Here is an 11907-nt window from a genome sequence, read left to right on the forward strand (position 1 = left end):
TCCGCTAATGTTCATGGGATGCGGAGCCTTTGGACAACTCGGCCTTGACGATGAAACTGTTCTTGGCGGCGTATCTGTCGCCCTCGGACAGGCCGGAGACGATTTCCACTTGCTCGGGATCGCGCGCGCCGATTTCGACCTCGCGCGCCTCGAATTTGTCGCCATGCCTGACAAACACGACGCTGCGGTTCTCCAGCGTCTGCAAGGCTTCGGATCGCACCGCGACCGCGACGTCGTTGGCCGACAGAACCAGCCTGGCGGACACGAACAGGCCGGCCCGCAACCGCATCCCGGGATTGGGCAGCACGGCGCGGGCCAGAGCGCTCTGGGTATCGCTGCTACCGATCGGCGAGATGTAGGACAGCTGCGACTCGATCGGCTCGCCGCCGTCGCCGACATCGACGATGACGGTGTCGCCGAGCTTGACCCGCGGCAGATCGCGTCGATAGACCGACAGGTCGACCCAGACCGTCGAGAGGTCGGCGACGGTGAAGGCCGGCTTCTGTTCGGACGCGTATTCGCCGAGCGAGATCTGGCGGGCGATCACGGTGCCGGAGATCGGCGCCCGGATGTCGTAAACGGTCAGACTTTGATTGCTTTCGATCTTGGCCAGCAATTCGCCCTTCTCGACCTGATCGCCGATCCGCTTCCTGATATCGCGCACGACGCCCGCAAACCGCGGCGTGACCTGGACCAGCGTCTCCTGATTGGGCTGCAACACGCCGTTCAGCTTCAGCGCATCGCGTAGCGTCGCGCTGGATGCGGCGAGGATCTCGATGCCGGCGGCAGCGGCTTTGGCATCGCTCATCGCGACGCCGTCGGAATCGTGGTCGTCATGGTCCCTATGGCCTTCTTTGGCCTCGTGGCCGTGTTCACTCTCGGCATGCCCGGGCTTGGCTGGATTCGGCAAAGACCCGGACGGTGCGAATGCGTAAACCCCGGCGATAGCAGCCAATGCGGCCACCACAGCCACGATGGCTTTTGACGTCGTCTTCATCGTGTGTTGTTCCCGGCCAATGCAAAGGGGTTGCCGACCAGGCCTTCGATGGTCGCAACCGCGATATGAAAGTTCTGCTGCGCTTCCTGTTCGCGAAGCCGCGCCTGCGCCACGGTGGCCTCGGCATCGAGCACCTCGAGCAGCGTGTAGCGCCCCTGCCCGTAGCCCTCCAGGATCGCATCGGAGGCCTGGCGTGATCGCGGGATCGCGGTCTTGCGCAGAATCGCCAATTCGCGCCGCGCGCCTTGCAGCGAATCATAGGCGCGTCCCGCCATCACGATCAGCGTGTTGCGGTTGGCGTCGCGCTCGGCACGGGTCTTGGCCAGGTTCTCCTGGGCCGCAAGGATGTCGCCCTGGTTCTGGTCGAACAGCGGGATCGGAATCGAAACCGACAGCCGCACGGCGTCGTCATTGGTCTCGTTGAAATGCCGCCACCCCGCACCGACGCGGACGTCCGGATAGGGCTTCAGCCGCGCCCGCAGCAATTCGGCGTTGCGCTGGGCAAAGACGGCGGTCCAGCGCATCAATTGCGGATTGGCCTCGATCGCCGCGACGACGGCAGCGAAGGCCGGCGGCCGCCCGATCCGGTCGAGCCGGCCCGAGACCTTGCTGAACTTGGCCGCCGTGTCGCCCATCAACACCGCGAGATCACGCCGGGCGCTGGCAAGCGCGGCCGCGGCGCGCTCCCAATCGGCCTTCACCAGCGCCGACGCAACCTCGGCGCGGCCGGTTTCGGCGGGCGAGGATGCGCCCGCATCGACGCGTCGCTGCAGCATCGGCGTGATTTTGTCGATCGCGGCAATCTGCTCGTCCAGAATTGCGATCCGGTGCTGCAATCCGAGCACGTTGAGGAACGCGATCGCGGTCTCCGACAAGATCTCCAGGCGCACCGCCTTGCGCTGGATCGCCGCGGTTTCGACCGCGGCTCTGCCGGCGGCGATCCGTGCGTCGCGCTTGCCGAACAGCTCGAACAATTGGCTGATCTGCAGCGTCGTCTCGGCCGACCTGGTGCCGCGATAGCTTCGCGACCCGAACGCATTGTCCTGCTCGAAGGACAGCTCCGGATTGGCCAGCGTGCCGGACTGGATATGCGCGCCCTTGGCAAGGCCGATATCGCGCTCCGCCGCGGTCAACCGCGGATTGGCGACCAAGGCGCGCTGCAGAGCGGCGCGCATAGTCAAGGTCTGGGCCTCGACGGCGCCGCCATAGATCGGCCCCATCATAAGGCCGAAGGCGACGAGCGACGTCGCGACCGTCCGTATGAGCGCGGAGCGACCGATCGGGTCCATGATCGCGCTCATTCGCCTTCAACCCAGCATCTGGACACCCGACAGGCCTGCTTGTTCGCCGCCGAGACGTTGCACTTCGCCAAAGCCGATTTCTCGGCGCTCGGGCGCGACGACGTGTAGGCACTCCAGACCGTGGTGGCGGCGTGGGTGCCATGGTTGGATCGCGCAATGCATGCCCACTTCCCCGCGTTGTTGTACCAGGCTTTGCCCCGATCCAGGCCGAAGGCGTAGTTCCGCGTCGCAGCACCATCCTCGATCGATGTCTTCGCTCCGGGTCGGAATTGAGAGATTTCGTGATTGGTGCCGGCATAGGCGACCGAACTTCCCAACCACATCGCGACGATCAAAGGTCTCGCATATTTCATGACGTTGTTCCGTTCTTGACGAGTCCGCTCGACCCGTCATTGTCCGGCCGCCCGCATCCGCTGGCTTGGCGCGCCGGTGTTTCCATAGATTTGCTGGAGGGTCGGTCCAATGGGGCGGCCGGCGCGTCGATCGCCCAGGGATGATGCCGCGTCAGTCGACATGGCCATCAGGCTGGCCATCACCGACTGCGAAGCATCGCCTGCTGGGAGTAGCAACGCGGCGAGCCATGACGCGGCAGCGGCTGACCATGTGCACAAACGCAACATGTCACGCGCGCAGCCGGTTCAGCTGCAACCATCTGAGCGACCCGAACACCAATAGTCCGCGACACGGCAACGCCGCGCGCGAGACTAGGCCTTCAGATCAGAAGTTTGGGAGGGCGGGGATCGAGCCGATGATGGCCCGCAACCAATTTGGCCGGTACAGCCCAGGCGACCTTGCGCGGATCAAAGACCGGCGCCGTCACCGCGAATTGCGGTGCGGTCAAACTCGGCATCCAGACGTGGCATTCTTCCGAGAAGGAAGGCGACTTCTTCGAATCGCCGTCATGCGACGCGTCAACGGAACTGGTTCCGACATCCGACGACATCGCGAGTGCCGGGATCTCGTCCGCGCACGACACCGTGTGGGCAAAGCCCACGAAAATGTAGGTCAGGGCGAGAACCATCAATAACGCCCGACGCAAGCAAGGTGAAATCGATGGCATCTTGTGAGCGATCCGAAATTCCATTGGCGCAGCGATACCAGACTTGGATTCGCAACACTATCACATCGGCGCAGAAATCATCGGGAACCCAAAGATGCGGCGATTTGTCCCCGCGACTGTCGACCGCTTCGCCAAACGCGGCCGGTGCCGGCCTTCACGCGCAATCGCGCCGGCATCATCACGATGACGCCAGGCTGAAAGGCCAGGCGCCGGCTCCCTTGCATCCATCGGCCGAACGCTGGGACTCAGGCGCATCACAACCGCACCGCGGCGCAGTCAGGCAGTGGCGCTCGCCCGTTCGGCCTCCTGTCTTTCCGCTTCCTTCGCGGCCACGACGCTGGGGCGTGCTCCGATCCGCTTCAGATATGCCTGGAGGTGCGGCCAAGGCGATATGTCTATGTGCTGAAACTCGGTCCACATCGCAATCGTGTAGCAATGCGCATCGGCAATGGTGAACGTCGCGCCGGTCAGATAGTCCTGCGTCGCCAGATGATCGTTGAGCCATTTCAGGCGCGAAATCACCAATTGCCGGGCAATCGGCCGATAGTCATCCGGCGTCACCTTCTTGAGGAGCGGCATGAACCCGCCCTTGTGCAGATCGGATGCAATGAAACTCATCCACTCCATGATCCGGTATCGCTCGAGCGTGCCGGCCGGCGCGCAGAGCTCGCTTTCAGGGCACTGGTCCGCGAGGTATTGCATGATGACAGCCCCCTCCGTGAGGAATTGACCATCCGCCAACTCCAGCGCCGGAACCTGCCCCTTGGGATTGATAGCGTAGTAGTCCGACCCGTCCGGCAACAGCTTTCTCGGCACATCGACCCAGATGAGCTCGAGCGGAATTCCGAGTTCGCGCCTGACAATATCGACGGCAAGCGAACAGCCTCTGACTTCGTGATAGAGCTTCATTCGGTCCCCCTGGGGTCTTGATCGATGTCGAGATCGTGCCGCGTGCCGCACACCACCATGGCGCGGCACGAACCATCGGTATCAGCGCAATTTCTCACAATATAATAATTTTGTCAAAAGCCACCGAGGGTGTTTTCTGCACGGACTAACTCATTCAGACCGCAGATCGGCGCTGTTGCACGACGGCATTTGCCGTCATGATAGCGCTTGGCTGACCGAGGCCGCGGCGTCTTGCAGGAACTGGATCAGCACCTCTTCGCGCAGAAGGGACATCCTGTGGGCATCGCCAAGAAGCGTAAGGCTGCCGATCACGGCGCGGTCGCCCCCGAAGATCGGAGCGGACATGCCCTCGATGCCCGTGTTCAACTCGCCCTTCGAGAGGCAATATCCCGATTTTCGAATAGCCTGCATCGACTCGTAGAATTCATCCCAATCGTGCGCCAGCGCATCGGGGTCGCCGGCGGCGCGCCCCTCCTCGTGCAGACGCCGCAGCCTGGCGGCCGGCAGAAACGCGATGATCGCCTTGGAGCTCGAGCCGCGAAACATCGGCAGCGGCTTTCCTCTGCCGAAGTTCAGCACGCGGCCCGGCCCTGTCGATTCAATATGTACAGTGACGATGGATCGGTCGTAGATTTTCGTCAGCATGACATCGAGGCCGGACTGCAACGATAATTCGCGCATCGGACCCGCGGCCGCGATGATCGCGGGATCGCATTCCCTGATCTGCAGATCCAGTTCCATGATCCGCGGCCCAAGCGCAAAGCCGCCTTTCCAGCGAACCAGCAGGCCGGCCTTGGTCAGTTCCTTGACGTAACGATAGGCGGTACTGGTCGGCACGCCAGCCCCCTCGCCGATCTGCTCCGCCGACAGAACGGGCTTCTCGCGGCTGAATAGTCGCAACGTCCCCAGCATTCTGGATAGGCTGGTGCCATTCTCGTCTCGTGACGATTGAACTTTCGCATCCGGCCGAGGGGGCATTTTCTTCAGGCTGGATTTCTTGACGATACTCTTTGCCACCTTGGGCGACGCACTCCGTGGTGGTTTCGCGATCATCTGTCCCTTTTGGAACGCGGTCCGTGGTTTCTTCGCAACCATTCCTCAAGCCCCAGCCAATCAACCGACATCAATCGCGCGATGGCGACGCAGGAGATATACCCGACTAGACAGCATCGCACAGCGGGGAAATTCCCCACTGAACCGGCTGTTATCGTTACGGCCCGGCGCTATCGATGATCCAGGTCAAGCTTGGTCTTCTTCAGGATCGCGGCCGTTTGGCCAATGGTTTCTTGCCAAGCCTGAGTTCCTTTCCCGAACGTGTCGCTGGCATCCTGCAGGCCCAGGTCCCGCAGCTTCGCCTGAATCGCGGGCTCCGCCATGACGTCGTGCAGTTTGTTGCGCAGATAGCCGACAGTGACCTCCGGCACCCCGGCGGGCGCGAACACTGCGAACCAGCCGGCGTTGTCAAATCCCGCAACACCACGCTCCTTGAACGTCGGAACATCGGGCAGGGTCGCGACCCGTTGCGTGCCGGTCACCGCCAGGGCACGCGCTTGCCCAGCTTCGACAAAGCTGTTGATCGCCGCGACCGTCAGGAAGACGGAATCAATATTGCCGCTCAACAGATCCGTGACTGCGGGCGCCGATCCCTTATAGGGGACATGGACAAGCCGGAGACCGCGTTCGGCGCCGAGCAGCGAGCCCATCAGATGGGGTGACGAGTGGACGCCGTATGTCCCGAACGTCACCTCCTTATCGGTCTGTCCGAGAAATTGATCGAGGGTCTGGATTTTCGACGAACCGTTGACAGCCAGCACCAGAGGGGTCTTCGCAACGACCGATACCAACACGAACTTCTTCTGCACCGTCTCCATCGCGGTCTTGTCGGCCGACAGAAGCGGCTCGATCACATGAGTCGAACTGCTCCCCAACATCAGGGTCAGCCCATCCGGCTTGGCCCTGGCCACGAACTGGCTGGCGATCAGACCGTTCGCTCCGGCCTTGTTGTCGACCACTACCGTGGAATCCGTCAGCGCCTTGAACCTCTCGGCGATCAGACGCGCCAGCGTATCGGTGCCCCCTCCGGCGGAGAATGGCACCACCAATGCAACGCTGCGTCCGCCGAGAGGCGATGTGTTCGGCGCTGGAGCCTGCGCGTCGGCATAGCCGTTCAGCAGCATCAGGCAGGCCGCTGCTGCCGGCAAGGTCAGGTACTTCATTTCAATCTCCGATTGATCAGATCAACAATGATGGGACACGGCGGCGCGGACGGCGCACTCATCCGCGATTGTCGTCCGCCGATTTTCTGGACGGGTGCAGTGAAGTTGCGCGCCATCTAGGCGCGCCAACCCGCGGACGGGAGGGCACCATTGCGGCGATGCTAGGAGGTCACGGCCGGCCTCGCTTTTCCGCGATTGGCCAATGCGGTCGGAAACACCGCGCCCGAGACGGCCAACACGATAACCAGCAGCACCAAGCCGAGAAGCGTGGCGCTGATCGGTCGCGTCACGAAGACTTCGAAGCTGCCGCGGCTGAGAATCATGGTGCGACGGAAGTACTCTTCGAGCATCGGGCCGAGGATGAAGCCCAATATCAGCGGCGACGGGTCGAGCGACAGCCGCATCAGGATGTAACCGATCAATCCGAATACGGCGGTCACGAATATATCGTTCAAATTGTTGTTCACGCTGAACGTGCCGATGCAGCAGAAGAACAGAATGGTCGGAAACAGGACATTGTAGGGGATCTTGAAGACCGAGAGCCAGAGCCGGACCAGCGGCACGTTGAGCAACAGCAAGAAGCAGTTGCCGATCCACATGCTCGCCACCAGCCCCCAGAACAGATCCGGATGCGTCGCAATCATGTTGGGGCCGGGTTGAATGCCCTTGATGATGAAGGCTGCCATCATCAGCGCGGTCACGGCGTTCTCCGGGATGCCGATGCTCATCAGAGGAATGAAACTGGTGCGGGCCGCCGCTTCGTCGGCCGCCGCCGGCCCCGCTACGCCCTCGATCGCGCCGCTGCCGATCTGATTTCTGAATTTGCTGACCTTCTTCTCCAAAGCGTAGGACGCAAATTGCGCAACCGTCGCTCCGCCGCCTGGCAGAACGCCGAGGATCGATCCGATCACACTGCCGCGGAACGCGCTCGGAAGTATGCGCTTGAAATCCACCCAACTCGGGATGAGGTTAATCTCTCCGTTGAACGGCGAATGTCCCCCGCCCTTATCCAGGTTCTTGGTGATCTCCGCGATTCCAAAGCAGCCGAGCGCGATGCTGACCAGACTGATGCCGTCGTACAGCGAGTCCAGGTTCAGGGTGAAACGCTGAACTCCCGATTGGACGTCGGTGCCAACCTGAGCGAACAGCACGCCGACGAGACACATCGCCAGACCATTAAGAACGCTGCCGGTCGTGACGAAACTCACGCACATGAATCCGAACAGCATCAGCATGCAGTAATCGGGGGGCCCCAGCAGGAAGGCCGCCTTGCCCAGGATCGGCGTCAGCAAGGACAGCACTACGATCGCCACCGTGCCGCCGATGAAACTGGAGAAGCCGGCGGTGAAGAGCGCCAGACCGGTCTGGCGCTTCACCGTCATCTGATATCCGTCGATGCACATCACAATGCTGGTTGCGTGCGGTATCCTCATCGTTATGGCACTGACGCAATCGCCGTATTGGGCGCCATAATAGATGCCGGCAAGCATGATGAGCGCGCCGTTCACCGGAATCGAATAGGTCAGCGGCAGCAGCACGCTGATCGTGGCGAGCGGACCAAGCCCGGGCAGAAGCCCGACGAGGGTCCCGACGACACAGCCGATCGCGCAATACATCAGATTATCAATGGTCACCGCGTGACCGAATCCCATCGCAAGGTTTTGCCAGACTTCCATCAGTAGAGCCCCAGGTGAAGACCGAGCAGGCCTTGGAATGCGAAAGCCACCACGATGAGCGCGGCGGATATTTTGAGGTTGCTCCTCCAGGAATAGGACGAGCCAGCGAGGGCCGCGACAAAGACCAGGACGACGATGCCCACAATCATGCCGACGATTTTCGAGACCAGCACGAAGCCGACCAAGCCGGCCAGAACGGACGCGATACTCCTCACCTTGATCTCAAGCCGATCGGGCGCTTCGTAGCGCGCCCTGATCACGATCAGGATGGCAATCGCAAGCAGCATGCTGCTGACCAGCAGCGGGAATAGTCCGGGTCCGGTATTGTCCAGGCTTCCGATCGAATAGCGGAACGAGCCCAGGCCGAAGCCGAGGGCGACGAACGCAAGAACATATCCGCGGACAACATTCTTATTCAATTGTCGACCCTCTCGAATCCGGCGGGACGAATGCAGGCCCCGCGTGCTTTCGCCGGCGCCCGGCACGTAGTCCACTTCACGATCTTCACGGCGCTGGCGCCGCGATGGAAAGAACGGCGTTTGACCGGACGCCTGATGGGTAAGCCTCGAGCGTGTTCTCCACGCTCACGGTTCGAGGATGTCGCCGCGCCGCGAGCGTTTGCGGTGAGCGATGGCCTTGCTAACGCCGAGTGACAATCCCTGCATTGCAACCCCGTTGGGCTTTGTTGCGCCTGCATGTCATTTTTATCAGACTGTAATAATTTTCGCCCGTCAATAAGGAAATTGCACTCATCGCCGTTTGTTTGCGCGAAGTTTGGGCGCGAAGTTTGCGCGCGCACTCGGCAACCTGCTCGATGTCGCGCCAGGTACGCGCGCGCATCCAGCTCGACGAAATCGGGCGCGTGACGCCGGTCCGCAACCGCGACCGGCGTCGATAGCATGACGAATAGCATCTCACGCGGCGGGCTTCGACAGGCCGCTACACCGTCGCGATCGGCGTCACCGGCGAGCCGACGGCGCCAGGCAGGGCAAGCGGCGGAGCGGTCAATAGAAACCTGCTGCGCTTCTGCTCCCGGAGCCACAAGGCGAGCGTCCCCAGGCGCCACAATTCGCCGAGGTGAATGCCGTTCTTGAACAGACAATGGTGGTGAAGCGGCAACATCGCGTGTCGCACGTCGCTTGGTGCCGATTTGGGCATCAGTTCGACGGCGAAATTGTCTGATATCAGCGCCGCAATGCCCGTCTCGGAGATCCATCGCAACAGCTTCTGGTCGCCGCCATCCAACCCAGGACACGAATTGAGCAGCACCTCCGCTACCGGCTTCTTCTTCATGTCCAGGATGAGGGAATCCAGACCGGTGTAGAAACAGACCATGTCGCCTTTCTCGATGACGACATCGTCCTGCTTCAGGATATCCATCAGCTCATTGTAGGTCACGGCGTGATTGGACTGGCCGAAATGTCGGTTCAAGTCCACCATGACGGCGCGTCCCTGGACGCCGTGACTGGCGAGGTTCTCGATGCCTAGCTTTTCGGCGCGCGGATTTTCGTAGCTGTCCCAGCTGACGGCACCGCTCGCCGGCTCCGCCGCGATGACATCACGATCCGCGCTGAAGCCGTTGTAGAAGACCACCTCCTCCTTGCCGTCGCCGTCGGCGTCGAATTCGGCGCCAATATGGGCAAGCCCGTCCCATTGGGTCGAATACTGGGTGTGGATCAAAGCGACATCGTCGGAGACAACATCGCAAAACATCGGGTTGTCTCGCGACAGAGCGAAGCAAAAGCACTGCGCTCCTTCGTTCTTGCCGCCGCGCAGCGTGGCAAAGCGGCGAGGCGGATGCCGTCGCGGGTGAAGGGCGTTTCCGCCCGGGTAATCGAGCGGCAATGACAGGCTGAAGGCCTTTCCGGCCTTGACCTCGGCTATGCCTTTCTTGACCTGCTCGACCCCGACCAGATTCATCGATCCGAGCTGATCGTCGTCGCCGAAATCGCCCCAATTGGAATCGATCGGCCGCTTCTTCCATCTATGTTGCATGATCATTCCGTTCTCAGGCGCTGCGACGACGCAGCTCGGCGGCCTCGGCTTCGCGCGCGGCCTTCACACTGTCTCTGGTCTCGATCCGGCCGATGTAATCGACCAGCCGCGGCCACGGAGACAGATCGATGTGGTGAATCCGATTCCAGGTGACGATGGTGTAGCAATAGGCATCGGCCACGGTGAATTCGTCGCCCGTCAGATAGGGGCGGGACGTCAGGACCTCGTTCAGCCAGCCGAATCGCTTCGAGAGATTCTCGATCGCGACCTCGCGGTAGGCGGGCGGCGTGGTCGGCCTGAACAGCGGGGTGAACCCCTTGTGCAATTCCGCGCTGACGAAGCTCAGCCATTCCAGCACGCGATACCTGGCGAGATCGAAGCTCTTCGGCAGCAGGGAGTTCGCCGGCTGCATGTCGGCGAGGCATTGCACGATGACCGTGCCTTCTGTCAGCAACTGGCCATCGTCGAGCTGCAATGTCGGCACCTGCCCCTTCGGGTTGATGGCGAAATAGTCACTGCCATCCGGGTTCTTCTTGGCGCGAACATCGACCCATTCAAGGGTGAGCGGGACCTTGAGTTCGCGGGCGACGATGTCGACCGCCAGCGAACAGGCGTGTGGCGCGAGGTAAAGTTTCATCAGGTTCTTTCGAAGCTATGGGTAAGGGAATGGTAGGTCGGGGCAGCACGCTTAGTTGATCTTGATCTTGCGCCGCACGACGATGTCGCCGTAGCGCGCCCGGCCCTGTTCGATCCGCCGCTGGAGGTCTTCGGGCGAACTGTAGGCGGGATCAAACCCGGCGCGATCGAGCGCGGTACGCAGGCTAGGCTCGTCAAGCGCCTTCTTCATCGCAACGTTCAAGGTGCGCACAATGTCGGGCGGCGTCTTGGCGGGCGCGAGCAGCGCAAAGAAGCCCACCATGGCCAGATCCGGCACCCCGGCTTCCGCCGCCGTTGGGACGTTGGGAAAGAGCGGATGGCGGGTGTCGCTGGTAATGAGGAGAGGCTGGAGCTGTCCGGCCTTGATGCTGCCGATCAAGGGCGACAGGACCTCGTCCATCAGCTGCGCTTCGTTCTTTGCAACGGCATCGCGCGCCGACGCGCCTCCCTTATAGGGAATGTGCCGAAGCTCAGTGCCGGTCGCGGCCATGAATATCTCGCCCAGAAGATGGTTGCTCGAGCCGACGCCGGCCGATGCGAAATTGAGCTTCCCGGGCTCGGCCTTCGCAAGCGCGATGAAGTCCTTCAACGTCTTGGCGCCCGTTGCGGTGGAGGCGGCGAATAGGAATGGTTGCGTCACCCCCAGACTGACCGGCGTCAGCTCCTTCACATATTGCTGATCGTCATACAGCACCGGCGAGACCGTGAGCGTGCTGCCGCTGCCCCACAAAAGCGTGTAACCGTCAGGCTCCGCCTCGGAGAATCGGCGCGTGCCCAATCGGCCGCCGGCACCGGGTCGGTTGTCCACGACCACCTGTTGTCCCAAGACTTCGGACAGCTGCCGCGCGACCAGCCGCGCCGAGATATCCGTCGACCCTCCGGCCTCGAAGGCGACGATCAATGTAATTGGACGGTTAGGAAACGGCGCGGCGGCGAACGTTGGCGTAGCGTCTACGCCCAAAAGGCAGGCCAAGGCCGTGATTACCACGACCAGAGACCGACCGCATGTTTCGGTGAATCTGCGCCAGGCAGCACAATCAATGTAAGTCATTCTCGCTCCCGTTTGGTTGATTTTGTAATTTTCGATGTCTTTTTT

General features: G+C 61.8%; 12 protein-coding genes. All 12 read right to left on the reverse strand.

Annotated features, from left to right (window positions below):
• Positions 1 to 4: 4 nt before the first annotated feature.
• Positions 5 to 997, reverse strand: coding sequence for a divalent metal ion exporter adaptor subunit IhpB (gene ihpB, locus RBJ75_RS17190; protein WP_044408346.1), 993 nt, complete (start codon positions 995 to 997; stop codon positions 5 to 7).
• Positions 994 to 2220: a divalent metal ion exporter subunit IhpA gene (ihpA, locus tag RBJ75_RS17195; protein WP_044408370.1), complete on the reverse strand. Its 1227-nt coding sequence runs from the start codon at positions 2218 to 2220 to the stop codon at positions 994 to 996. The genes ihpB and ihpA overlap by 4 nt, the downstream gene beginning before the upstream one ends.
• A 74-nt stretch (positions 2221 to 2294) precedes the next feature.
• Positions 2295 to 2633 (reverse strand): hypothetical protein, encoded by a 339-nt coding sequence (locus tag RBJ75_RS17200; protein ID WP_317528508.1) that lies wholly within the window; start codon positions 2631 to 2633, stop codon positions 2295 to 2297.
• A gap of 377 nt (positions 2634 to 3010) precedes the next feature.
• Positions 3011 to 3319 carry a hypothetical protein gene (locus tag RBJ75_RS17205; protein WP_052628867.1) on the reverse strand — a complete coding sequence of 103 codons (309 nt, stop codon included), beginning with the start codon at positions 3317 to 3319 and terminating at the stop codon, positions 3011 to 3013.
• Between the two features lie 315 nt (positions 3320 to 3634).
• Positions 3635 to 4267 (reverse strand): glutathione transferase GstA, encoded by a 633-nt coding sequence (gene gstA / locus RBJ75_RS17210; RefSeq protein WP_044408340.1) that lies wholly within the window; start codon positions 4265 to 4267, stop codon positions 3635 to 3637.
• Positions 4268 to 4462: 195 nt separating this feature from the next.
• Positions 4463 to 5362 (reverse strand): IclR family transcriptional regulator, encoded by a 900-nt coding sequence (locus RBJ75_RS17215; protein ID WP_080900951.1) that lies wholly within the window; start codon positions 5360 to 5362, stop codon positions 4463 to 4465.
• 128 nt (positions 5363 to 5490) lie between these two features.
• The gene (locus RBJ75_RS17220; protein WP_052628866.1) at positions 5491 to 6483 is read right to left on the reverse strand and encodes a Bug family tripartite tricarboxylate transporter substrate binding protein; all 993 of its coding nucleotides are present in this window, start codon (positions 6481 to 6483) and stop codon (positions 5491 to 5493) included.
• 161 nt (positions 6484 to 6644) lie between these two features.
• Positions 6645 to 8099 carry a tripartite tricarboxylate transporter permease gene (locus RBJ75_RS17225; protein WP_317528509.1) on the reverse strand — a complete coding sequence of 485 codons (1455 nt, stop codon included), beginning with the start codon at positions 8097 to 8099 and terminating at the stop codon, positions 6645 to 6647.
• Positions 8100 to 8158: 59 nt separating this feature from the next.
• On the reverse strand, positions 8159 to 8653 hold the full coding sequence (locus tag RBJ75_RS17230) for a tripartite tricarboxylate transporter TctB family protein (protein WP_201776301.1): 495 nt from the start codon (positions 8651 to 8653) through the stop codon (positions 8159 to 8161).
• A 445-nt stretch (positions 8654 to 9098) separates the two neighbouring features.
• Complete coding sequence (locus tag RBJ75_RS17235; RefSeq protein ID WP_317528510.1) at positions 9099 to 10079, reverse strand: cyclase family protein; 981 nt, start codon at positions 10077 to 10079, stop codon at positions 9099 to 9101.
• An 88-nt stretch (positions 10080 to 10167) separates the two neighbouring features.
• Entirely contained in the window at positions 10168 to 10791 is a 624-nt protein-coding gene (gstA, locus tag RBJ75_RS17240; protein WP_044408335.1) for a glutathione transferase GstA, read from the reverse strand.
• A gap of 51 nt (positions 10792 to 10842) precedes the next feature.
• Positions 10843 to 11862, reverse strand: coding sequence for a Bug family tripartite tricarboxylate transporter substrate binding protein (locus tag RBJ75_RS17245; RefSeq protein ID WP_080900949.1), 1020 nt, complete (start codon positions 11860 to 11862; stop codon positions 10843 to 10845).
• Positions 11863 to 11907: the final 45 nt, after the last annotated feature.

The sequence above is a fragment of the Rhodopseudomonas sp. BAL398 genome, assembly GCF_033001325.1.
Lineage (GTDB): Bacteria > Pseudomonadota > Alphaproteobacteria > Rhizobiales > Xanthobacteraceae > JARJEH01.